Below are 22,634 nucleotides of genomic sequence, written 5' to 3'. Positions count from 1 at the left end.
TGAATGGATATCGGGATGATTCGTGGCCTGGGCACTGTCGTCGTGATGGTGGCTTTTATCGGTTTGGCATTGTGGGTCTTCAGCCCGCGACGCAAGTCAGAATTTGACGACGCGACCCTGTTGCCGTTCAAGGATGATCCCGAAGCCATCAAGCACGTCGAGCAAGAGCAAGCTTCTAGGAGTAACAAAGAATGACTACGTTCTGGAGTCTGTACGTTACAGTCCTCACTCTGGGTACCATCTTCGCCCTGACCTGGCTGTTGCTGGCCACCCGCAAGGGCCAGCGCAGCGAGCAGACCGACGAGAAAGTCGGCCACGCGTTCGACGGCATCGAAGAGTACGACAACCCAATGCCGAAATGGTGGTTCATGCTGTTTGTGGGCACCGTGATTTTCGCCCTCGGCTACCTCGTGCTGTACCCGGGCCTGGGCAACTGGAAAGGCCTGCTGCCAGGCTATCAGTACCTGGACACCAAAGAGCAGACGCCGTTTGCCAATGGCCAGACCGGCTGGACCGGGGTGCATGAGTGGGAAAAGGAAATGGCCAAGTCGGACGCCAAGTTTGGGCCGATCTTCGCCAAATTCGCAGCCATGCCCATTGAAGAAGTGGCCAAGGACCCGCAAGCACTGAAAATGGGTGGCCGCCTGTTCGCCTCCAACTGCTCGGTGTGCCACGGTTCCGACGCCAAGGGCGCTTACGGCTTTCCTAACCTGACCGACGCCGACTGGCGCTGGGGCGGTACACCGGCCGACATCAAGACCACCATCATGGCCGGCCGTCACGCGGTCATGCCGGGCTGGTCGGAAGTGATCGGCGAGCAAGGCGTCAGCGACGTTGCCGCCTATGTGCTGACCAGCCTCGACGGGCGCAAGCTGCCGGAAGGCGCGAAAGCCGACCCTGCCAAAGGCAAGGAAATCTACGCGACCAACTGTGCGGTTTGCCACGGGCCTGAAGGCAAGGGCAACCCGCTGATGGGCGCGCCCAACCTGACTCACCCCGGGGCGTTTATCTACGGTTCGAGCTTTGCTCAACTGCAGCAGACCATCCGTTACGGCCGTCAGGGCCAGATGCCTGCCCAGGCTGACCTGCAAGGCAACGACAAGGTTCACTTGCTGGCCGCCTATGTTTACAGCCTGTCCCATGGCGATGAGGCCAAGGCAGACGAGTAACGCGGTAGTTTGAACGCTGCAAAAAATGGCCCCGCCAACGAAAGTTGCCGGGGCCATTTTGTTTCAGGGCTGCAGCCGCTATTGCCGTACTCACCCGTAAGGTAGTAACGTTTCTACATTGTATTTTTGGGGAGGATCAGCCCATGACCATCACCACCATTTCCAGCCGCGAATTCAATCAGGACACAAGCGGTGCCAAAAAAGCATCGCAACAAGGGCCTGTTTACATCACTGACCGTGGCCGCCCCGCCCATGTACTGCTATGCATGGAGGAGTACCAACGGCTAACCGGCCTGGACACCAGCATTGTCGACCTGCTGGTGATGCCCGAAACAACGCCGGTTGAATTTGAACCCGAACGCGCAGTCATCACGCCGCGCCCAGTGGATTTCTAATGTTCCTGCTCGATACCAACGTCGTTTCTGAACTGCGCAAAACCCAGGCCGACCCTGCAGTGGTGGCCTGGGCCCGCAGCGTCCCGGCTTACAAACTGTATATCTCGGCCATTACCCTGCTGGAAATCGAAACTGGCATCTTGCGCCTGGAGCGCCGCGATCCAGGGCAGGCCGCCACCTTGCGCAACTGGCTTGAAGTACATGTTATGGCTGCCTTTGCCGGGCGCGTGCTGTCAGTCGATGGCGCCGTTGCCAGGCGCTGCGCCCGCCTGCATGTGCCTGACCGCAGCAATGAGTGCGACGCCCTCATCGCGGCCACTGCACTGGTGCATGACATGACCGTGGTTACCCGCAATACCCGGGACTTTGCCTTTAGCGGCGCTCTTGTGCTCAACCCTTGGGAGCTTTGACTCAGCCAGGACGCAACCTGCCTGCAGGTGTAAGTCAATTGATCCATGTCATGACTTGTTACAACTCCTATACCAACTTGCCATTTTCCGGAACGCGACCAAAGGTCGCACCCTTGAGCTAGAGTCACAGGGGTATCATTACGCTATCGCAACACCTTCTGACCGCGGTCGGCACGTACTGACCGAGGCATTTTCCACTGCCGTGGGACGCACTAATGAGCAATCAGATTCCTGTACACAACGTCACTCCGCCTGCCAAGAAACCCGCTGAAAGTACCGATCTCTACGCGGCCCGGGAAAAGATCTATACCCGCGCCTTCACCGGACTTTTCCGCAACCTGCGTATCGGCGGCGGGGCGATATTGTTCCTGCTGTATTTCGGTACGGTGTGGCTCAACTGGGGCGGCCACCAGGCTGTGTGGTGGAACCTGCCCGAGCGTAAATTCTTTATTTTTGGTGCCACCTTCTGGCCACAGGATTTCATCCTGCTGTCGGGGCTGCTGATCGTCGCAGCCTTTGGCCTGTTCTTTATTACCGTATATGCCGGGCGCGTGTGGTGTGGCTATACCTGCCCGCAAAGCGTGTGGACCTGGGTGTTCATGTGGTGCGAAAAGGTCACTGAAGGCGACCGCAACCAGCGCATCAAGCTGGACAAGGCACCGATGAGTGCCAACAAGTTTGTGCGCAAGTTCAGCAAACACACACTCTGGCTGTTGATCGGCTTTGTCACCGGCATGACCTTTGTCGGCTACTTTTCGCCCATCCGCGAGCTGGTGATCGACTTCTTCACCGGCCAGGCCGATGGCTGGGCGTATTTCTGGGTCGGCTTCTTCACCCTCGCCACCTATGGCAACGCCGGCTGGCTGCGCGAGCAGGTGTGCATCTACATGTGCCCGTATGCGCGCTTCCAGAGCGTGATGTTCGACAAGGACACCCTGATCGTTTCCTACGATCCGCGCCGCGGCGAAGTCCGTGGCCCGCGCAAAAAGGACGCCGACTACAAGGCTATGGGCCTGGGCGACTGCATCGACTGCACCATGTGCGTGCAGGTATGCCCCACCGGCATTGATATCCGCGACGGCCTGCAGATCGAATGCATCGGCTGCGCCGCCTGCATCGATGCCTGCGACAGCATCATGGACAAGATGAACTACCCCCGCGGCCTGATCAGCTACACCACCGAGCACAACCTCTCAGGCCAGAAAACCCACAAGCTGCGCCCGCGCCTGATTGGCTATGCACTGGTCTTGCTGACCATGATGGGGCTGCTGGCCGCTGCGTTCTTTACCCGTACGCTGGTGGGCTTCGATGTCAGCAAGGACCGTGTGCTTTACCGCGAAAACGCCGAAGGGCGGATCGAAAACGTCTACAGCCTGAAGATCATGAACAAGGACCAGCACGACCACACGTATGTGCTGGAGGCCACCGGCCTGCCGGACCTCAAGCTGCAGGGCAAGCGCGAGATCAAGGTCGCAGCCGGCGATATCGTCAGCCTGCCGGTCGAGCTGTCGATTGCTCCCGAGAAACTGCCGTCAAGCACCAACGAGGTGTTCTTTATCCTCAAGGACGCTGACAACAACGACGTCAACGTTAAAGCCAAGAGCCGATTCATCGGCCCACAAATCAGATAAGAGAATTCGACATGCCCGCAGCAAACGCTTCCAGCCCCTGGTACAAGCACATTTGGCCCTGGATTATCATTGCCATCCTGGCCTGCTCGGTGACCCTGACCCTGTCGATGGTCACCATTGCCGTGAACAACCCGGACAACCTGGTCAACGACAATTACTACGAGGCAGGCAAAGGCATCAACCGTGCACTGGACCGCGAACTGCTGGGCCAGACCCTGCAACTCAAAGCCAAGCTGCGCCTGGACGAAATGACCGGTGAAGTCGTGCTGCTGCTGGAGGGCAACAGCAAGCCACAGGTGCTGGAATTGAACCTGATCTCGCCGACCCAGCCGGAAAAAGACCGCAAGATCAGCCTGAGCCAGAGCGCATCAGAACCGGGGCGCTATATCGGCCAACTGGACGACAAGATCGAAGGCCGCCGTTTTGTCGAGCTGCTGGGAGTCGAAGACGGCAAGACCTGGCGCCTGTTTGAAGAAGAGCTGGTCGGCCACGACAAGGACCTGCTGCTGGGCGACGAGCCTATCCAGGGCGCTGAAGACCACACGTCGAAATAACCCCATCGCGGGCAAGCCCGCTCCCACAGGGATGCGCGAACCCTGTGAGAGCGGGCTTGCCCGCGATGAGGTATTTTCCGGCGACACCATATCGCGATAGAGCGCCATGACCACTCCCGTTCCCTGCTACCACTGCGCCCTGCCCGTCCCGCCCGGCAGCCGGTTTACCGCCGTTGTCCTGGGCGAAGTGCGCGAGTTCTGCTGCCCGGGCTGCCAGGCCGTGGCCGAAGCCATCGTCGCCGGCGGCCTGGAAAGCTACTACCAGCACCGCAGTGAAGCCTCCGCCAACCCCGAAGCGTTCCCTGTGCAACTGGTCGAAGAGTTGGCGCTGTATGACCGCCCCGACGTGCAAAAGCCCTTTGTCAGACATGAGGGTGAGCAAGCCGAAACCACCCTGCTGATCGAAGGCATCAGCTGCGCAGCCTGTGGCTGGCTGATCGAAAAGCACCTGCGCCATCTGCCTGCGGTCAGCGAAGCCCGGCTCAACCTGTCCAACCACCGTCTGCATGTGCGCTGGGATGACAGCCAGTTGCCATTGAGTGAGGTGCTCAGCGAACTGCGCCATATCGGCTATGCCGCGCACCCCTACCAGGCCGACCGCGCCACCGAACAACTGGCCAGCGAAAACCGCCTGGCCTTGCGCCAGCTCGGCGTCGCCGGGCTGCTGTGGTTTCAGGCAATGATGGCAACCATGGCCACTTGGCCCGAATTCAATATCGACCTCAGCCCCGAGATGCATACCATCCTGCGCTGGGTGGCGTTGTTTCTGACAACGCCTATCGTGTTTTATAGTTGCGCACCGTTTTTCAAAGGCGCCATGCGCGACCTGCGCACCCGCCACCTGACCATGGATGTGTCGGTGTCCCTGGCCATCGGCGGGGCCTATATCGCCGGGATCTGGACCGCCATCACCGGTGTTGGCGAACTGTATTTCGATGCCGTGGGCATGTTTGCCCTGTTCTTGCTGGCCGGGCGCTATCTGGAGCGCCGCGCCCGGGAGCGCACTGCCGCCGCCACTGCGCAACTGGTCAACCTGCTACCCGCCTCGTGCCTGCGCCTGAGCGCTGATGGCCAGAGCGAGCGTATCCTGCTGACCGAACTGAAGGTCGGCGACCGCGTACTGGTTCACCCCGGTGCAATCCTGCCGGCCGACGGCAAGATCCTCGATGGCCAGTCCAGCATCGACGAGTCCCTGCTGACCGGCGAGTACCTGCCGCAGCCGCGCCGGACTGGCGATGCTGTCACTGCGGGCACCCTGAATGTGGAAGGCGCGCTGACCGTCGAAGTCATGGCCCTGGGCCAGGACACACGCCTGTCTGCCATCGTGCGCCTGCTCGATCGCGCGCAAAGCGAAAAACCACGCCTGGCGGAAATTGCCGACAAGGCGGCGCAATGGTTCCTGCTGTTTTCGTTGATAGCCGCTGCCGGGATCGGCCTGCTGTGGTGGCAACTTGATCCATCACGGGCCTTCTGGATTGTCCTGGCGATGCTGGTGGCCACCTGCCCGTGCGCCTTGTCCCTCGCCACCCCGACTGCCCTCACCGCTGCCACCGGCACCCTGCACAAGCTGGGCTTGCTGCTGACCCGCGGCCATGTGATCGAAGGCCTGAACCAGATTGATACAGTGATTTTCGACAAGACCGGCACCCTGACCGAAGGCCGTCTGGCCCTGCGCGCCATTCGCCCCTTGCGCGACTTGGACAGCGACCAGTGCCTGGCCCTGGCCGCCGCCCTCGAAAATCGCTCCGAGCACCCCATTGCCCGCGCCTTTGGCCGTGCCCCGCAAGCGGCCGAGGAAGTGCACAGCACTCCGGGGCTGGGCCTTGAAGGGCGGGTCGGCGAACAGCGCTTGCGCATTGGCCAGCCGGGTTTTGTCTGCGCGCTGAGCCAGTGCCAGGCCCCGGACATGCCGGATGAGCCCGGCCAATGGCTGCTGCTGGGTGACACTAACGGCGTGTTGGCCTGGTTTGTCCTGGACGACCGCCTGCGCGACGACGCCCCGGCATTGCTGGCGGCGTGCAAGGCCCGCGGCTGGCACACATTGCTGCTCTCGGGGGATAGTTCGCCGATGGTCGCCAGCGTGGCCGCCGAACTGGGAATAGATGAAGCGCAGGGTGGCTTGCGCCCGGATGACAAGCTGCAGGTCTTGCAGCAGTTGCACGCCCAGGGGCGCAAGGTGCTGATGCTGGGGGACGGCGTCAACGATGTGCCGGTACTGGCCGCTGCCGATATCAGCGTGGCCATGGGTTCGGCCACGGACCTGGCAAAAACCAGTGCCGATGCGGTGCTGCTGTCCAACCGCCTCGACGCGCTGGTGCAGGCCTTCAGCCTGGCACGCCGCACCCGGCGGGTGATCATCGAAAACCTGTTGTGGGCCGGCCTCTACAATGGCCTGATGCTGCCATTTGCCGCGCTGGGCTGGATCACCCCGATCTGGGCCGCCATCGGCATGTCGCTCAGCTCATTGACCGTGGTGCTCAACGCCTTGCGCCTGACGCGCATGCCCGCGGTGGCGCATACTCGCGCCATGCCTCACAACCGCCCGCTACCGGCCTGAACCGGTCGCCTGGAGCCCTTATGCCAGCGCTATACATCATGATTCCGGCGGCATTGCTGATTGTCGCCATCTGCATTTTCATCTTCTTCTGGGCGGTCGACAGCGGCCAGTACGACGACCTGGACAGCCCGGCCCACAGCATCCTGTTCGACGATCAGGACCCGCAGCACACCGCCGCCGTCGAAGAAGCCAAAAACCTGCACCCGGAATCGGCCTCCGATACCGACAGCAAGTCGCCACCCCATGCTTGAACTTGCGCCCCTGCTCGTCTCGGCCGTGATCCTGGGCCTGCTCGGCGGCGGCCACTGCCTGGGCATGTGCGGCGGCCTGATGGGCGCGCTGACCCTGGCCATCCCCAAGGAACAACGCAGCCGACGCTTCAGGCTGCTGTTGGCCTACAACCTTGGGCGAATTCTCAGCTATGCCACGGCAGGTTTACTGCTGGGGCTGGCAGGCTGGGCGGTGGCCAACAGTCCAGCGGCCATGTTTATGCGCATCCTCGCCGGCCTGTTGCTGATTTGCATGGGCCTGTACCTGGCTGGCTGGTGGAGCGGCCTGACCCGCATCGAAAGCCTGGGCCGTGGCCTGTGGCGGCATATCCAGCCCGTGGCCACCCGCTTGCTGCCAGTGTCCAGCCTGCCCCGCGCATTGCTGCTGGGCGCACTCTGGGGCTGGCTGCCCTGCGGGCTGGTGTACAGCACGTTGATCTGGTCAGCCAGCCAGGGCAGCGCAATGGACAGTGCCTTGCTGATGCTGGCATTTGGTTTAGGCACCTGGCCCGTCTTGCTGGCCACCGGCCTGGCCGCCGAACGGGTCACTGCGCTGCTGCGCAAACGCAGCGTGCGCATGGCTGGCGGCCTGCTGGTGATCCTCTTCGGCATCTGGACCCTGCCCGGCCCGCACCAGCACTGGCTGATGGGGCACTAGACAGACCCTCTGGGAGCGGGCTTGCTCGCGATGGCATCACTGCGATTTTTCTGGCAGTCCGCGTCGCTGGCATCGCGAGCAAGCCCGCTCCCACAAAAATCTTGCCAATCACAGCTGTTGATGCAAATCAAGATGCTACAACGCCCCACCCCCTAGAATCCTGAGCATTGCCAGCCATCCCAGGGGAATGCCCGCATGCTCGACGCCATTCGTTGGGACCCAGAATTGATCCGCCGCTACGACCTGGCCGGACCGCGTTACACCTCATACCCGACAGCCATGCAGTTCAACAACCAGGTCAGCCCCTTCGACCTGCTCCACGCCCTGCGCGAGAGCCGCAAAGCGCTGCGCCCGCTGTCGTTGTATGTACATGTGCCTTTTTGCGCGAACATTTGCTACTACTGCGCCTGCAACAAGGTCATCACCAAGGACCGTGGCCGGGCCCAGCCCTACCTGCAAAAACTCGAGCAGGAAATCCAGATGATCGCCTGCCACCTCGACCCCAAACAGAAGGTCGAGCAATTGCACTTTGGCGGCGGTACCCCGACGTTTCTCAGCCACGACGAATTGCGTCAACTGATGGCCAAGCTGCGTCAGCAATTCAATTTGCTGGACGACGATTCAGGTGACTACGGTATCGAAATAGACCCGCGGGAAGCCGACTGGTCGACCATGGGCCTGTTGCGTGAACTGGGCTTCAACCGTGTCAGCATCGGCCTGCAAGACCTTGACCCAGACGTGCAGCGGGCGGTCAATCGCCTGCAAAGCCTGGAAGAGACCCGGGCCGTGATCGATGCCGCGCGCACCCTGCAATTTCGCTCGATCAATATCGACCTGATCTACGGCCTGCCCAAACAGACGCCCGAAGCCTTTGCCCGCACCGTCGAGGAAGTGATCAGCCTGCAGCCCGATCGCCTGTCGGTGTTCAACTACGCGCACTTGCCTGAACGCTTTATGCCGCAGCGCCGCATCAACACCAGCGACCTGCCCTCACCTGCCGCCAAACTGCAGATGCTGGAGCGCACCATCGAGCAACTGACCGGCGCCGGCTATCGCTATATCGGCATGGACCACTTCGCCCTGCCCGACGATGAACTGGCCATCGCCCAGGAAGAATCAACCCTGCAACGCAACTTCCAGGGCTACACCACCCACGGCCATTGCGACCTGATCGGGCTGGGCGTCTCGGCCATCAGCCAGATCGGCGACCTGTACTGCCAGAACGACAGTGACCTGGCGAGCTACCAGCGCACCCTGGCCAGCGATCAGCTCGCCACCAGCCGCGGCCTGCTGTGCAATCAGGACGATCGTATCCGCCGCGAAGTCATCCAGCAGATCATCTGCAATCTGCATGTACCGTTCGCGCACATCGAGCAGGCGTTCAATATCGATTTTCGAGGCTATTTCGCCCCGCAGTGGCCGACGCTCAAGACCATGGCCGCGGACGGGCTGATCACCCTGGACGACGAGCAATTGACTGTCCTGCCTGCCGGGCGGCTACTGGTACGCTCGGTGTGCATGGTGTTCGACGCCTACCTTGAGCAGCAAACCCGCCAGCGCTATTCGCGGGTGATTTAAGGCCTCGAAGACGGCCTCTACAGCATGAGATGAGTGCACTGGCGTGGTGCGGCTGGCCTACCCCCCCCACGCTGGGGTACCCTTGCATCTTATGTGTGTTTTCCTACAAGGATTTAAGAAATGTCCGAGCCAGTAAAAGTGCGCGCTCACACTCAGGCACAGTGCAAGGATTGCAGTCTGGCCCCTCTCTGCTTGCCACTTTCGTTGAACCTGGAAGACATGGATGCGCTGGAAGAAATCGTCAAGCGCGGCCGCCCACTGAAAAAAGGCGAATTCCTGTTCCGCCAGGGCGACACCTTTGGCTCGGTTTACGCCGTACGTTCTGGCGCACTGAAAACCTTCAGCCTGAGCGACAACGGTGAGGAGCAAATTACCGGCTTCCACCTGCCCAGCGAACTGGTCGGCCTCTCCGGCATGGACACTGAAACCTACCCGGTATCGGCCCAGGCCCTGGAAACCACGCCGGTGTGCGAAATTCCTTTTGAGCGTCTCGATGAACTCTCGGTGCAACTGCCACAGCTGCGTCGCCAACTGATGCGGGTGATGAGCCGCGAGATCCGTGACGATCAGCAAATGATGCTGCTGCTGTCGAAAAAAACCGCTGACGAGCGTATCGCCACCTTTCTGGTCAACCTGTCAGCACGTTTCCGTGCTCGCGGTTTCTCGGCCAATCAGTTCCGCCTGAGCATGTCGCGCAACGAAATCGGCAACTACCTGGGCCTGGCCGTAGAAACCGTATCCCGCGTATTCACCCGCCTGCAGGAAAACCAGCTGATTACTGCCGAAGGCAAAGAAGTGCATATTCTTGACCCGATCAAGCTGTGCGCCCTGGCCGGTGGTTCGCTGGAGGTCTGAGACGGCTTGACGGGTTATACTGGCGCGCTTAATGCTCCCCAGGACAGCCCGATATGGTCTCCGACGATTTTTGCCTCAAAACCCTGATCCGCCCGGTTGTTGATTTCCCCAAGCCGGGCGTCATCTTTCGTGACATCACTCCGCTGTACCAGTCGCCCCGTGCCATGCGCGTGATTGCCGACCGTTTTATCGAGCGCTACGTCGAGGCTGACTTCAGCCATATCGGCGCCATGGATGCCCGCGGCTTCCTGATCGGCTCGGTACTGGCCCACCAGCTCAACAAACCGCTGATCCTGTTTCGCAAACAAGGCAAATTGCCCGCTGACGTATTGGCCGAAGGCTATCAGACGGAATATGGCGAAGCGTTTCTGGAAGTTCACGCCGACAGCCTGTGTGAAGGCGACTCGTTGCTGATCGTCGATGACTTGATTGCTACAGGCGGCACGCTGATTGCGGCAGCCAACCTGGTGCGACGCATGGGTGCGCAGGTGTTTGAAGCAGCAGCCATCATCGACCTGCCCGAGCTGGGCGGTTCGCAGCGCCTGCAGGATTTGGGCGTGCCGACTTTTTGCCTGACGGAATTTTCGTTGACCGAATAAACCGAAAGCCCCCTTGTGGGAGCGGGCTTGCTCGCGATGGCACCGCTGCGGTGTACCTGCCAGTCCGCGCCGCCTGCATCGCAGGCAAGCCAGCTCCCACAGGTAATGCATGGCTAACTGAATTCGCGGCTTGCCAGGCCCCTTTGTGGGAGCGGGCTTGCTCGCGATGGCATCGCTGCGGTGTACCTGCCAGTCCGCGCCGTCTGCATCGCAGGCAAGCCAGCTCCCACAGGTAATGCATGGCTAACTGAATTCGCGGCTTGCCAGGCCCCTTTGTGGGAGCGGGCTTGCTCGCGATGGCATCGCTGCGGTGTACCTGCCAGTCCGCGCCGTCTGCATCGCAGGCAAGCCAGCCCACAGGAGCCCCCCCTCCCGGCAATCGCAGTCAGAGCGTAATCGGTCGACGCCCCGAGAACGAATGGGCCAGCGTGCCACCGTCCACCAGTTCCAGCTCTCCACCCAACGGCACGCCATGGGCAATACGCGACGCAATCAGGCCTTTGTTGCTCAGCAACTGGGCAATGTAATGCGCAGTGGCTTCACCCTCGACCGTAGGGTTGGTCGCCAGGATCACCTCCGCAAACGTGCCCTGCTCGGCAATACGCGCCATCAATTGCGGAATGCCAATCGCCTCCGGCCCCAGGCCATCCAGCGGCGACAAGTGGCCCTTGAGCACAAAGTAACGGCCGCGATAACCAGTCTGCTCGACGGCATATACATCCATCGGCCCCTCGACCACGCACAGCAAGGTGTCATCCCGACGCACGTCGGCACACTGCGGGCACAGATCGTCTTCGGTAAGGGTCCTGCACAGACGGCAGTGCCCCACACCTTCCATTGCCTGGGTCAGGGCCAGGGCCAGACGCGAGCCGCCACTGCGATCACGTTCCAGCAATTGCAGAGCCATGCGCTGCGCGGTCTTTTGACCTACGCCCGGCAGGGTACGCAAGGCATCGATCAGTTGGCGAATCAGGGGGCTAAAGCTCATAGGGAAAGGTCCGACAAAACAACGAGACGCGGTTTATACCCGCGGTGTGGGCCAGCGTCAAATACCCGTAGAACAGGCAAAAAAATGCCAGGCTCATGGCCTGGCATTGTCGAGCGCCTTAGAACGGCAGCTTCATGCCCGGCGGCAGTTGCATGCCGGCGGTCACGCCAGACATTTTGTCCTGGCTGTTGGCTTCGATCTTGCGCACGGCGTCGTTCACCGCTGCGGCGAACAGGTCTTCCAGCACTTCGCGGTCGTCTTCGCTCACGCCTTCCAGCAACGTCGGGTCAATGCTTACCCGCTTGACGTCATGACGGCCGGTCATGACCACAGTGACCATATCGCCACCCGCCTTGCCGGTGACTTCAGCATTGGCCAGTTCTTCCTGCATCTTGGCCATTTTTTCCTGCATCTGCTGCGCCTGCTTCATCAGGCCGGCCATGCCACCTTTCATCATGGGAATCACCTCAAACGTTATTTGGACAATGCTCCCGCAATCAAAACGACTGCGGGCTGTAAGTTAATGCTCTGGCGTTACGACGCTTGAGCCTGTGCAACCTCTACAGGTTGAATCGTATCTTCGCGCACGACCGCACCGAACTGCTCAACCATCTGCTGCACCAGCGGGTCGGCATAAATCGACTCTTCAGCCAGGCGCTGACGCTCAGCACGAAAACGCGAAGCCGCCTGGGCCGGGGTTTCCTGCTCCGGCTTGACCAGCTCGATGGTGACTTTGAGTGTACGCTGAGTGAACTGGTTCAGTGCATCGTTGAGCCGGCGCTGCTGGGTCAGGTTGAACAATGCGCTGTGAGCCGGATCCAGATGCAACAACCAGTCATCACCGTCAACGGCAATCAGGGTGCAGTTGGCACCAATGCTGGCAGTCATGCCCGACACCGGTAATTTGGGGAACATCTCCAGCCATTCAAGGGCCAGGCCGGTCGCCGGCATGGCCGCAGGCAGAGGCTCGGGCTCAGGAGCAGGTTCGGCGGCGTGCTCACTGGCCAGCTCATCCAGGTAGCTGTAGGCAGCCGAATCCATGTCCGGCTCGATATAGTCTTCGTCCAGCGGCGGCTCATCGTCGCGATCCATACCCGACACCGCTGCATCCACCTGTTCGGCGGTCGGCTCGGGAATCGCTGCTGCGATCCACTCTGGCGCATCCGGCACCACGCTGTCCGGCGTTGGCATCGGCATCGGCGGCAACTCAGGCGGCTCGCCAACGGTATCCAGCACCGACTCGGGCGCTGCCTCGATGTCGACCACAGGGGCGGACGGCGCGTTCCAGGGCAAGTCCTTTTCGGGCGCTGGCGGGGCCTTGGGCGCCTGCACAGGCTCGGCAACCACCTCGACCACTGGTACAACGGGTTGCGCAACAACCGCTGCCGGCGCGGCAACGGCTGGCGCAACAGGGGTCGTACCCGCCACGGCTTGGGCGGAATCAACTGTGGCCTGGCTGATCCCCACTGGCTTTAGCGGCTGACTCGGCGCGTTGCCGGTATCTGCCGGGCGGAACGCCAGCATTCGCAGCAGGACCATCTCAAAGCCACCACGCGGGTCTGGCGCCAGCGGCAAGTCGCGCCGGCCAATCAGGCCCATCTGGTAATAAAACTGCACGTCTTCGGCAGGCAGCGCCTGAGCCAGGGCCAGCACGCGGTCGCGGTCGCCATGACCGTTGTCGACACCGTCCGGCAGCGCCTGGGCAATGGCCACGCGATGGAAGACGTTGAGGATCTCCGACAGCACGCCATTCCAGTCCGGGCCCTGCTCGGCCAGATGGCGCACGGCCTCAAGCATGGCCTTGGCATCACCTTCGATCAAGGCGTGCAGCAGGTCAAACACCTGACCGTGATCCAGCGTGCCAAGCATCGCCCGCACATCACCTGCCAGTACCTTGCCTTCGCCGAAGGCAATCGCCTGGTCGGTGAGGCTCATGGCATCGCGCATAGAACCGTCGGCAGCGCGGCCCAGCAGCCACAGCGCGTCGTCTTCGAACGGCACGTTCTCGACACTGAGCACATGGCTCAAATGCTCGACCACGCGCTCCGGTGTCATGTTTTTCAGCGAGAACTGCAGGCAACGCGACAGGATCGTGGCCGGCAATTTCTGCGGATCGGTGGTCGCGAGGATGAACTTGACGTAGGGCGGCGGTTCTTCAAGGGTCTTGAGCAGCGCATTGAACGAATGGCTGGAGAGCATGTGCACTTCGTCGATCAAGTAGACCTTGAAGCGCCCGCGACTCGGTGCGTACTGCACGTTGTCGAGCAGCTCACGGGTGTCCTCGACCTTGGTGCGGCTGGCGGCGTCGATCTCGATCAGGTCGACAAAGCGGCCCTCGTCGATTTCACGGCACACCGAGCACTCGCCGCATGGCGTCGAGGTGATACCTGTCTCACAGTTCAGGCATTTGGCGATGATCCGCGCAATGGTGGTCTTGCCCACGCCACGGGTACCGGTAAAAAGGTAGGCGTGGTGCAGGCGCTGACTGTCCAGGGCATTGATCAGAGCCTTGAGCACATGGGTCTGGCCGACCATTTCGCGGAACGAGCGCGGACGCCATTTACGTGCAAGAACCTGATAACTCATTGATAACCGTCGCGTCTGAAAAGCGGAGGGGGCTAATGCTAGCGGAGCAAGGCCGAAATTGCATCCGATGCGCACGTTTAACTGCTTGCAGCCGGTGCAGAGAGGGTTTTACCCGCGCACAAGAACACATCGCCCGTTCTTTTGAACGTCGACAAGGGCTTTTTGAGAAGAGAGTTGGATTTTGATTCAAACCCGGCACAATTGCGGGTTTTAAAATGGAGGCAACCCCACCAGCCACACCCCGGCACACAATGTTCCCGCTGTGGCTGCTTCCTTCCGGATCTGACCAGGTTCACGGGTAATCGTTGCGGGGGGACCGATAGGGTCACCATAACAACATCCGCCTAGCAGCGAACGGCGCCATTGTACCTGTCTGAGAAAAACTTACAACCGCTGTGACAAGAATAAAAAAATGAATGGGCTCAAGCACTTGGATTCGGGTTGAAACACTGTCTTGCAACACCCTACAGCTCGTTTGTGGGAGCCGGCTTTCCCGCGATGGCTTCTGCGCGGGTCAACTGAGACACCGCGTCGCCTGCATCGCGAGCAAGCCCGCCCCTACCGCCATTACTGGATCGAAATGCCCTGCCCGGCCAAAAACGCGACAAAGGCTTCTTCATCCAGCACCTTGAGCCCCAGCTCGTTGGCCTTGACCAGCTTGGAGCCCGCCCCCGGCCCCGCCACCACGCAGTGGGTCTTGCCGGATACCGAACCCGAGACCTTGGCCCCCAGGCTTTCCAGCTTGTCCTTGGCGACGTCGCGGCTCATCAATTCCAGCGAACCGGTCAGCACCCAGGTCTGGCCCGCCAGCGGCAAGCCTTCTACAGCCTTTTTCTCGCTGTGCCAGTGCATGCCGAAATCACGCAGCTGCGCTTCGATTTCCAGCGCCATGCGCGCATTTTCAGGATTATCGAAAAACTCGCGAACCGCCTTGGCCTGTTTTTCCGGCAGGGCCTGGCGCATATCGAGCCAGTCGGCATTGATCACCCCCTCCAGCGAGCCGAATTTCTCGGCCAGCTTCTGTGCCCCGCCCGGCCCGACCGAGGGAATATGCAGCTTGTCGATCAACCCGCCCAAGGTGGTACTGGCGGCAAACTCGGCGCCCAGTTCGCCCTGGTCCTGCAACTCCAGGCCGCGCTCCAGTAACTGGGCAATCACCTGCTGGTTGTGGCCATCACTGAAGAAGCTGTGGATCTCGTGCGCCACTTCCAGGCCCACATCCGGCAGGTAGGTCAGCACTTGCGGCAAGGCCTTCTGTACACGCTCCAGAGAGGCCAGAGAACGCGCCAGCACTTTGGCAGTCTCTTCTCCCACATCAGGAATGCCCAATGCGTAGATAAAGCGCGCCAGGGTCGGACGCTTGCTGTCGGCAATGGCCTGCAGCAGGTTTTTACTCGACAGCTCGGCAAAGCCTTCGAGATCGACGATCTGCTCGAACTGCAGGGTATAGAGGTCTGCCGGCGAACTCACCAGCCCCTCATCGACCAACTGCTCGACACTTTTTTCGCCCAGACCTTCGATGTCCATCGCCCGGCGCGAGACAAAATGAATGATCGCCTGTTTAAGCTGAGCACCACACGCCAAACGGCCGACACAGCGATACACCGCGCCTTCGCTGACGGTTTCGCGGCCCTTGCTGCGCTTGATCAACTGCGTGCGCTCGACATGGGAACCGCACACCGGGCAGTGTTCAGGAATCTGCACCGGGCGGGCATTTTCAGGGCGGCGCTCGAGCACCACCTGAACGACCTGCGGGATCACATCGCCAGCACGGCGAATAATCACGGTGTCGCCAATCATCAGCCCCAGCCGCGCCACTTCATCCATGTTGTGCAGGGTGGCATTGGACACGGTGACACCCGCCACCTTGACCGGCTTGAGACGCGCCACCGGCGTTACCGCACCGGTGCGCCCGACCTGAAACTCCACATCGAGCAGCTCGGTCAGCTCTTCCATCGCCGGGAACTTGTGGGCGATGGCCCAGCGCGGCTCCCGCGCCCGAAAGCCCAACTCGCGCTGCGACGCCAGGTTATTGACCTTGAACACCACGCCGTCGATTTCATAGGGCAGCGAAGCCCGGCGCTCGCCAATATCGCGGTAGTAATCCAGGCACTCGGCAATACCATGAGCCAGCTTCAGTTCGTGGCTGATAGGCATGCCCCATTGCTGCAACTGCTTGAGATTGCCGATATGGGTGTCAGAAAACTCTTCAGAGACCTGCCCCAGGCCGTAGCAGCAAAACTCCAGCGGGCGGCTGGCGGTAATCTTCGAATCCAGCTGACGCAAGCTACCCGCCGCAGCGTTACGAGGGTTGGCAAAGGTCTTGCCGCCGACGGCGAGCTGGGTTTCATTGAGCCGGTCAAAACCGGCCTTGGACATAAACACTTCGCCGCGCACTTCCAGCACCGCTGGCCAGCCACTGCCATGCAGCTTGAGCGGGATATTGCGCACGGTGCGCACATTGACACTGATGTCTTCGCCGGTGGTGCCATCACCCCGGGTGGCACCGCGCACCAGATTTCCATCGCGGTACAGCAAACTCACCGCCAGCCCGTCCAGCTTGGGTTCGCAGCTGTATTCAACTTCAGCGCCGCCACCAAACAGGTCGCCTGCGGGCAGATCCAGCCCTTCACTGACCCGGCGATCAAATTCACGCATATCGGTTTCATCAAACGCATTGCCCAGGCTCAGCATGGGCACTTCGTGACGCACCTGAGTAAACGCGGACAACGCCGCGCTGCCTACCCGCTGGGTCGGCGAGTCGGCAGTCACCAGCTCGGGATGCTCGGCTTCCAGCGCCTTCAACTCACGGAACAGACGGTCGTACTCGGCGTCCGGAATGCTCGGCTCGTCGAGTACATGGTAGCGGTAGTTATGCTGATCCAGTTCAGCGCGCAGCTCTAGAATGCGGGTATTGGCGGCGGTCATGGGGTGTTCTCTCGCAAAGCAAAAGAGCAGCCGAGGCTGCTCCTTGTAGTATTCATGGTGCATGCGGGGGGAGCAGGCAAGCCGGCCCCCACATGTTCAGCGTTTTTGAGTCAGGGCACGGCGCTCGAATTCAACGATGCGCTGGCGGTAATGCTCGATGGTCTGGGCCGTCAGAACACTGCGCTGGTCGTCCTTGAGCTCGCCATTGAGTTCCTGGGACAGCTTGCGTGCAGCGGCAACCATCACATCAAAAGCCTGCTTGGGATGACGCGGTCCCGGCAAACCAAGGAAAAAGCTGACAGCCGGCGTGCTGAACAGGTCGATATCATCCAGATCGAAAACACCCGGCTTGACTGCGTTGGCCATCGAAAACAGCACTTCGCCATTACCGGCCATGCTTTCATGGCGATGGAAAATATCCATTTCGCCAAAACGCAGACCGCTTTCCAGAATGTTCTGCAACAGTGCAGGGCCCTTGAAACCCGCCGGGTCACGGCTGATCACGCTGATCACCAGCACTTCTTCGGCCGCTGGCTGCGCAGCAGCAGGCTCCTTGACTTCAACTTCCGCCACACTCGGCTTGGCACGGCCGCGCGCAGGTTTGACCGGCGCGACATGATCATCATCACGGGCACTGATGCTCGGGCCTTCATCCAGTTCCAGATCAAGGTTCAGGTCACCCTGGCTCGGCTCACCGCCACGCTTGCCGCGCTTGGCGCCTTTGTCCCGCGCAGGCATGCTGACCGATGGCAAGTCATGCTCATCCAGCTGCGGCTCTTTATGGGTGGGCGTATCCAGAACCCGTGCCGGGCCCAGCAACTCAGGGCTGTGCTCGTCGTCCGGGGCGTTGGAAAAACTGCGATCAAGCCGGAACTTGAGCTTGCCTTTGCCACCACGCATGCGGCGCCAGCCATCAAAAAGAATACCGGCGATTACCACTATGCCGATGACTATCAGCCATTCGCGCAGACCGATTTCCATGTAATCCCTTGCCCCTAAAAAATGATTCTATGAAGAAGAGCCTAAAGCCCTTTAAAACGTGGCGCCAACTCTATGTTCTGAATGGCGTTTTACCCACGTACAAAAAAATTAGACATTAAATTAACACGACCAAAGATAACTTTACACCGTCTGTCGCATTGAGTTAGGCCCATGTAGCCTTTGACCTTCACGTCGTATCGATCAAATCGCAGATAAATTTCTTACAAGAAGAAAAAAATCGTCCTACATGCTTATAGCTCAAGCATCGACCATTGCCATTGCCTCCTCAACATCAACCGCTACCAGACGCGAACAGCCGGGCTCATGCATCGTCACCCCCATCAACTGATCGGCCATTTCCATGGCGATTTTGTTGTGGGTGATGTAGATGAATTGCACCGTCTGTGACATCTCTTTGACCAGGCGTGCATAGCGGCCTACGTTGGCATCATCGAGCGGTGCATCAACCTCATCGAGCATGCAAAACGGCGCCGGGTTGAGCTTGAAAATGGCAAAAACCAGGGCCAGGGCAGTCAAGGCTTTCTCGCCACCGGACAGCAAATGGATCGTGCTGTTTTTCTTGCCCGGCGGGCGCGCCATGATTGTCACCCCTGTATCGAGTAAATCTTCGCCCGTCAGTTCCAAATAAGCGCTGCCGCCACCGAAAACTTTTGGGAAAAGTGCCTGTAATCCACCATTTATCTGATCAAAGGTGTCTTTAAAGCGACTGCGGGTCTCTTTGTCGATCTTGCGGATGACGTTTTCGAGGGTGTCGAGTGCTTCGACCAGATCGGCATCCTGGGCATCGAGGTAGCGCTTGCGCTCCGATTGCTGCTGGTACTCATCGATGGCCGCGAGGTTGATCGCGCCCAAACGCTGAATGCGTGCAGCAATACGTTCCAGTTCTTCTTCAGCCTGCTGTTCATTGACCTCGGCATCAAGCGTAGCGAGCACCCCGTGCAAGTCATAGCCATCTGCCAGCAACTGATCCTGTAACGCCGTACGTCGCACGCTCAGGGCTTGCCACTCCATGCGCTGCTGTTCCAGCTGGCCACGAATCAGCTGCGACTGTTGCTCAGCCTGGTTGCGGCGCTTTTCAGCGTCACGCAATTCACGGTCGGCGTCTTCGAGGGCGGTCTGGGCAATCTTGAGTTCTTCATCCACGCTCAGGCGCTTGTCGAGCAACTCTTCAAGTTTCAGGCGCAGCTCTTCCAGAGGCGCTTCACCCTCCTCCAGATTGAGGTTGAGCTGTTCGCGCTTTTCAGCCAGACGCTCGGACTGCATTTGCAGACGTTCAAGGGCCTGACGGGTGGAGTCATGCTGCGCCTTGAGCGAACCCAGTCGAACCGCCAACTGGTGCGCGTGATCCTTGTGCTGACGGGCATCCTGGCGCACCCGGTCGAGCTGCTCGCGCAGGCTGTCACGCCGCGCCAGCAACAATTCGCGCTGTTCGGTGTCGGTGGCCATTGCATCGAGGGCTTCCTGCAACTGCAGGCGCGCTTCGCCCACTTGCTCGTGCTCAAGCGCGCGCTGCTCAGCCAGCTCGGCCAGTTCTTCGTCCAGACGACGACGGCGCAGGGTCAATTGCTCGACTTTGGCTTTGCTCGCAGATAGCTTGGCCTTTATCTCACCCTGCTGGCGTGCTTCGTCCTGCAAGCGACGGCGAACCTGCTCACGAGAGTCCTCTTGCACCAACTGCTGCTCACGCAGGCTTTGCAGCTGTTCTTCAAGGGTCGCGAGGGTGGCTTCGCGCTCTTCGCGCTCAAGCCCCAGACGCTGAATTTCCTGGCCCCGGGCCAAAACGCCACTTTCGGCTTCGCTGGCACGGCGCACCCGCAGGAAATTACGCCCCACCCAATAACCATCACGGCTGATCAGGCTCTGGCCATCGACCAATTGCGCGCGCAGCGCCAGCGCCTGCTCAAGGGACTCGACCGGCCTGACCTGAGCCAGCCACGGCGCCAGATCAAAATCGGCCTCTACCTTGTCGAGCAGGCTGCCCGCCAAACGGGAGACCGGCCCTGCGCCACTGACCAGGCGCAAATCGCCCTGGGCAAAGCCGGCCAGATCCAGCCGGGCAAAATCCTCAACCAGCACGGCCTGCAAGTCGGCCCCCAGCACGGTCTCGACCGCCAGTTCCCAGCCCGGCTCTACCCGCAAGCCTTCGGCCAGCCGCGGTTGCTCGGCCAACTGCTGATCGCGTAACCACTCACTGGTGCCGGTGCCCGGGTCTAGGGCCGCCTGCTGCAGGGCCTCAAGCGAAGCCAGGCGGCCGTTCAGCCGCTGCAAATCGCCCTGGGCCTGCTGCTGATTCTGCGTGGCCTGTTGCAAGTCATGCCGCACTTGCTCTAGCCGCTCCACCAGTTGCTCTTCGCTGGCCTGCAGTTCTTCGTGAGTCAGCTCGCTGGTGGCCAGTTGCTCACTCAGTTCAAGAATCGCCGCGTCTTCAGGGTCCGCTGCCAGCAAGGCGCGCTCTTCAGCCAGGCGGCGCTGACGCTCCGCCACACGTTCCATGCTGGTTTCCAGCTGCTGGATGCGCGCTTGCAGCACTTCGGACTGGCGCTGCGGCTCGGCCGAGCGAAGGTTAAAGCTGTCCCACTGCTCTTGCCAGCCGTGCATGGTCTGTTCGGCCACTTCCAGCGTGGCGGCGGCCTCTTCGGCGGCGGCGCTGGTGAGTTCCTGCTCGGGCTCAAGCATGTGCAGCTCTTCACCCAGGGTCGCCAGCAGGGTGCGGTCATGCCCCAGGTGAGACTCGGTCTCCAGGCGCGAGCGTTCGGCTTCGCGCAGGTCATCCTGCAACTGGCGCAAACGTTGCTGGCCATGCTGAATGCTCTGCTCGACGCGGGCAATATCGCCCCCGACCGAATAGAAGCGCCCTTGCACCAGATTGAAGCGCTCTGACAGATCATGGTGCCCGTCACGCAGGCGTTCGATGCTGGCATCGGCATTGCGCTGCTCGGCCACCAGGGCTTCGAAGCTGACTTCCTGGTTGCCGATGATCGCTTCACGCTGACCCACCTGCTCATTCAGGGCCTGCCAGCGCAGGGCCGACAGCTGGGCCTTGAGCTGACGCTCCTGGCCCTTGTATTCCTGGTACTTCTCGGCAGCCTGTGCCTGGCGGTGCAAGCGTTCCAGCTGGCGGCCCAGCTCGTCGCGCAGGTCAGTCAGGCGGGCGAGGTTCTCGTGGGTACGGCGAATGCGATTTTCGGTCTCGCGACGGCGCTCCTTGTACTTGGAGATGCCGGCTGCTTCTTCGATAAAATTGCGCAGGTCTTCGGGCTTGGACTCGATCAGCTTGGAGATCATGCCCTGCTCGATGATCGAGTAGCTGCGCGGCCCCAGGCCCGTACCGAGGAAGATATCGGTAATGTCACGACGCCGGCATTTGGTGCCGTTGAGGTAATAAGTGGTCTGGCTGTCGCGGGTTACCTTGCGGCGAATGGAGATCTCGGCGTAGGCCGCATACTCGCCCAGCAGGGTACCGTCGGAGTTGTCGAACACCAGCTCGATGCTGGCCTGGCTCACCGGTTTGCGCGTGGTTGAGCCATTGAAGATGACGTCGGTCATCGACTCGCCGCGCAGGTTTTTGGCCGAGCTTTCGCCCATGACCCAGCGCACGGCATCGATGATGTTGGACTTGCCACAACCGTTGGGGCCGACCACCGCCGCCATATTGCTCGGGAAGGTAACGGTTGTCGGGTCAACGAAAGACTTGAAGCCGGCCAGCTTGATGCACGTCAGGCGCACGCTCAGGCAACCGTCAAGGCAGACAGCACCAGGGCACAACTGCGCTGGGCATAGCTGCTCAGCACCACGCGAATCTGCACCAGGTCACGCGCCAGCACGGCTTCGAGCAACTGCGCAAACAAGGCCAAAAATTCGCTCATCTCGGCCTTGCGCTGATCCAGTGCCAGGTAATAGGCACGGCTCATGGCCGGGTGCAGGTTCTCGACGGTTTCCTGCAGGTACGGGTTGTCCGCGAACGGGTACGCCGCACGCATCACATTGAAGCTGTCTTCAACAAAGGCGCTGATGTCCTGGCGCTCGTAGCTGGCAGCCAGACGCTGCTGAATCTGCAGGAATGGCCCCAGGTCAGCCGGCACCGCCCAGCGTTGGGCAACCGCATTGCCGAGCAGGATGTACATCTCGCTCATCAGCGTGCACAGGCTTTGCACCTTGTGCGCCGTGAGTTCGGTCACATGGGCACCGCGGCGCGGGAGGATGGCGATCAGATGTCGCCGCTCCAGGATCAGCAAGGCTTCGCGCACAGAGCCACGACTGACATTGAGCGCCAGTGTCACTTTCTGTTCCTGAATGCGTTCCCCAGGCTTTAGCTCGCCGCGAATGATGCGTTCGGCGAGGTGGTGAGCGATTTGCTCGGCGAGGCTGTCCGGCGCCTTGAACGTCATGTTTTACCTTCAAAATCTTTTATCAGTGCAGGGGCGAAGTGTAACGCACTTGGTGGGCCCTCGCGCA

The 22,634-nt window shown here is 60.7% G+C and carries 19 protein-coding genes and 1 other RNA gene; 12 read left to right on the top strand and 8 right to left on the bottom strand.

Annotated features, from left to right (window positions below; all coding sequences use genetic code 11):
- Positions 1-3 precede the first annotated feature (3 nt).
- From AB3G35_RS11185 to AB3G35_RS11130, 12 genes are all read left to right on the top strand, one after another.
- Positions 4-195, top strand: coding sequence for a CcoQ/FixQ family Cbb3-type cytochrome c oxidase assembly chaperone (locus AB3G35_RS11185; protein WP_003447209.1), 192 nt, complete (start codon positions 4-6; stop codon positions 193-195).
- Positions 192-1,169: a cytochrome-c oxidase, cbb3-type subunit III gene (gene ccoP / locus AB3G35_RS11180; protein WP_016780303.1), complete on the top strand. Its 978-nt coding sequence runs from the start codon at positions 192-194 to the stop codon at positions 1,167-1,169. Before AB3G35_RS11185 ends, ccoP begins: the two co-directional genes overlap by 4 nt.
- Before the next feature lie 143 nt (positions 1,170-1,312).
- Positions 1,313-1,564, top strand: coding sequence for a type II toxin-antitoxin system Phd/YefM family antitoxin (locus AB3G35_RS11175; protein WP_095002756.1), 252 nt, complete (start codon positions 1,313-1,315; stop codon positions 1,562-1,564).
- Complete coding sequence (locus tag AB3G35_RS11170) at positions 1,564-1,974, top strand: type II toxin-antitoxin system VapC family toxin (RefSeq protein ID WP_369782667.1); 411 nt, start codon at positions 1,564-1,566, stop codon at positions 1,972-1,974. The genes AB3G35_RS11175 and AB3G35_RS11170 overlap by 1 nt, the downstream gene beginning before the upstream one ends.
- A gap of 215 nt (positions 1,975-2,189) precedes the next feature.
- Positions 2,190-3,605, top strand: a complete 1,416-nt coding sequence (gene ccoG, locus AB3G35_RS11165; protein WP_016780300.1) for a cytochrome c oxidase accessory protein CcoG — start codon at positions 2,190-2,192, stop codon at positions 3,603-3,605.
- Between the two features lie 11 nt (positions 3,606-3,616).
- Positions 3,617-4,159, top strand: coding sequence for a FixH family protein (locus AB3G35_RS11160; protein WP_083369455.1), 543 nt, complete (start codon positions 3,617-3,619; stop codon positions 4,157-4,159).
- 106 nt (positions 4,160-4,265) lie between these two features.
- Positions 4,266-6,716 (top strand): heavy metal translocating P-type ATPase, encoded by a 2,451-nt coding sequence (locus AB3G35_RS11155; protein ID WP_134050477.1) that lies wholly within the window; start codon positions 4,266-4,268, stop codon positions 6,714-6,716.
- A gap of 20 nt (positions 6,717-6,736) precedes the next feature.
- Entirely contained in the window at positions 6,737-6,967 is a 231-nt protein-coding gene (gene ccoS, locus AB3G35_RS11150; protein WP_016780297.1) for a cbb3-type cytochrome oxidase assembly protein CcoS, read from the top strand.
- Positions 6,960-7,643, top strand: coding sequence for a sulfite exporter TauE/SafE family protein (locus AB3G35_RS11145; protein WP_086796225.1), 684 nt, complete (start codon positions 6,960-6,962; stop codon positions 7,641-7,643). The genes ccoS and AB3G35_RS11145 overlap by 8 nt, the downstream gene beginning before the upstream one ends.
- A 195-nt stretch (positions 7,644-7,838) precedes the next feature.
- Entirely contained in the window at positions 7,839-9,221 is a 1,383-nt protein-coding gene (gene hemN, locus AB3G35_RS11140) for an oxygen-independent coproporphyrinogen III oxidase (protein ID WP_016780295.1), read from the top strand.
- 120 nt (positions 9,222-9,341) lie between these two features.
- Entirely contained in the window at positions 9,342-10,076 is a 735-nt protein-coding gene (fnr, locus tag AB3G35_RS11135; RefSeq protein ID WP_029611340.1) for a fumarate/nitrate reduction transcriptional regulator Fnr, read from the top strand.
- A gap of 53 nt (positions 10,077-10,129) precedes the next feature.
- The gene (locus AB3G35_RS11130) at positions 10,130-10,675 is read left to right on the top strand and encodes an adenine phosphoribosyltransferase (RefSeq protein ID WP_016780293.1); all 546 of its coding nucleotides are present in this window, start codon (positions 10,130-10,132) and stop codon (positions 10,673-10,675) included.
- A gap of 385 nt (positions 10,676-11,060) precedes the next feature.
- Here the strand turns inward: AB3G35_RS11130 and recR are convergent, their stop codons facing one another.
- From recR to AB3G35_RS11090, 8 genes are all read right to left on the bottom strand, one after another.
- Positions 11,061-11,663 (bottom strand): recombination mediator RecR, encoded by a 603-nt coding sequence (gene recR / locus AB3G35_RS11125; protein WP_016780292.1) that lies wholly within the window; start codon positions 11,661-11,663, stop codon positions 11,061-11,063.
- Positions 11,664-11,781: 118 nt separating this feature from the next.
- The gene (locus tag AB3G35_RS11120) at positions 11,782-12,120 is read right to left on the bottom strand and encodes a YbaB/EbfC family nucleoid-associated protein (protein WP_016780291.1); all 339 of its coding nucleotides are present in this window, start codon (positions 12,118-12,120) and stop codon (positions 11,782-11,784) included.
- Positions 12,121-12,197: 77 nt separating this feature from the next.
- Positions 12,198-14,249 (bottom strand): DNA polymerase III subunit gamma/tau, encoded by a 2,052-nt coding sequence (gene dnaX / locus AB3G35_RS11115; RefSeq protein WP_106116316.1) that lies wholly within the window; start codon positions 14,247-14,249, stop codon positions 12,198-12,200.
- A 225-nt stretch (positions 14,250-14,474) separates the two neighbouring features.
- An RNA gene (ffs, locus tag AB3G35_RS11110) (signal recognition particle sRNA small type) lies at positions 14,475-14,571 on the bottom strand.
- Positions 14,572-14,816: 245 nt separating this feature from the next.
- Complete coding sequence (gene ligA / locus AB3G35_RS11105) at positions 14,817-17,177, bottom strand: NAD-dependent DNA ligase LigA (protein WP_315247880.1); 2,361 nt, start codon at positions 17,175-17,177, stop codon at positions 14,817-14,819.
- Positions 17,178-17,273: 96 nt separating this feature from the next.
- Entirely contained in the window at positions 17,274-18,158 is an 885-nt protein-coding gene (gene zipA / locus AB3G35_RS11100; RefSeq protein ID WP_016780278.1) for a cell division protein ZipA, read from the bottom strand.
- Positions 18,159-18,416: 258 nt separating this feature from the next.
- Complete coding sequence (gene smc / locus AB3G35_RS11095; protein ID WP_169869872.1) at positions 18,417-21,905, bottom strand: chromosome segregation protein SMC; 3,489 nt, start codon at positions 21,903-21,905, stop codon at positions 18,417-18,419.
- Positions 21,906-21,907: 2 nt separating this feature from the next.
- Positions 21,908-22,567 carry a GntR family transcriptional regulator gene (locus tag AB3G35_RS11090; protein ID WP_016780276.1) on the bottom strand — a complete coding sequence of 220 codons (660 nt, stop codon included), beginning with the start codon at positions 22,565-22,567 and terminating at the stop codon, positions 21,908-21,910.
- Between the last annotated feature and the right edge of the window lie 67 nt (positions 22,568-22,634).

It is taken from the genome of Pseudomonas sp. WC2401 (assembly GCF_041200115.1).
Classification (GTDB): domain Bacteria; phylum Pseudomonadota; class Gammaproteobacteria; order Pseudomonadales; family Pseudomonadaceae; genus Aquipseudomonas; species Aquipseudomonas fragi.
The sequence above is the reverse complement of the archived record's forward strand: the minus strand, read 5'-3'. Positions and strand labels throughout refer to the sequence as shown.

Excerpts from the sequence above, each read along its gene's own strand:
- ccoG (WP_016780300.1), top strand. The coding sequence starts at position 2,190 with ATGAGCAATCAGATTCCTGTACACAACGTCACTCCGCCTGCCAAGAAA.
- AB3G35_RS11175 (WP_095002756.1), top strand. The coding sequence starts at position 1,313 with ATGACCATCACCACCATTTCCAGCCGCGAATTCAATCAGGACACAAGC.
- AB3G35_RS11090 (WP_016780276.1), bottom strand. The coding sequence starts at position 22,567 with ATGACGTTCAAGGCGCCGGACAGCCTCGCCGAGCAAATCGCTCACCAC.
- AB3G35_RS11130 (WP_016780293.1), top strand. The coding sequence starts at position 10,130 with ATGGTCTCCGACGATTTTTGCCTCAAAACCCTGATCCGCCCGGTTGTT.
- recR (WP_016780292.1), bottom strand. The coding sequence starts at position 11,663 with ATGAGCTTTAGCCCCCTGATTCGCCAACTGATCGATGCCTTGCGTACC.
- ccoS (WP_016780297.1), top strand. The coding sequence starts at position 6,737 with ATGCCAGCGCTATACATCATGATTCCGGCGGCATTGCTGATTGTCGCC.
- AB3G35_RS11160 (WP_083369455.1), top strand. The coding sequence starts at position 3,617 with ATGCCCGCAGCAAACGCTTCCAGCCCCTGGTACAAGCACATTTGGCCC.
- dnaX (WP_106116316.1), bottom strand. The coding sequence starts at position 14,249 with ATGAGTTATCAGGTTCTTGCACGTAAATGGCGTCCGCGCTCGTTCCGC.
- ccoP (WP_016780303.1), top strand. The coding sequence starts at position 192 with ATGACTACGTTCTGGAGTCTGTACGTTACAGTCCTCACTCTGGGTACC.
- zipA (WP_016780278.1), bottom strand. The coding sequence starts at position 18,158 with ATGGAAATCGGTCTGCGCGAATGGCTGATAGTCATCGGCATAGTGGTA.
- hemN (WP_016780295.1), top strand. The coding sequence starts at position 7,839 with ATGCTCGACGCCATTCGTTGGGACCCAGAATTGATCCGCCGCTACGAC.
- AB3G35_RS11155 (WP_134050477.1), top strand. The coding sequence starts at position 4,266 with ATGACCACTCCCGTTCCCTGCTACCACTGCGCCCTGCCCGTCCCGCCC.
- AB3G35_RS11185 (WP_003447209.1), top strand. The coding sequence starts at position 4 with ATGGATATCGGGATGATTCGTGGCCTGGGCACTGTCGTCGTGATGGTG.
- AB3G35_RS11145 (WP_086796225.1), top strand. The coding sequence starts at position 6,960 with ATGCTTGAACTTGCGCCCCTGCTCGTCTCGGCCGTGATCCTGGGCCTG.
- AB3G35_RS11120 (WP_016780291.1), bottom strand. The coding sequence starts at position 12,120 with ATGATGAAAGGTGGCATGGCCGGCCTGATGAAGCAGGCGCAGCAGATG.
- AB3G35_RS11170 (WP_369782667.1), top strand. The coding sequence starts at position 1,564 with ATGTTCCTGCTCGATACCAACGTCGTTTCTGAACTGCGCAAAACCCAG.
- ligA (WP_315247880.1), bottom strand. The coding sequence starts at position 17,177 with ATGACCGCCGCCAATACCCGCATTCTAGAGCTGCGCGCTGAACTGGAT.
- fnr (WP_029611340.1), top strand. The coding sequence starts at position 9,342 with ATGTCCGAGCCAGTAAAAGTGCGCGCTCACACTCAGGCACAGTGCAAG.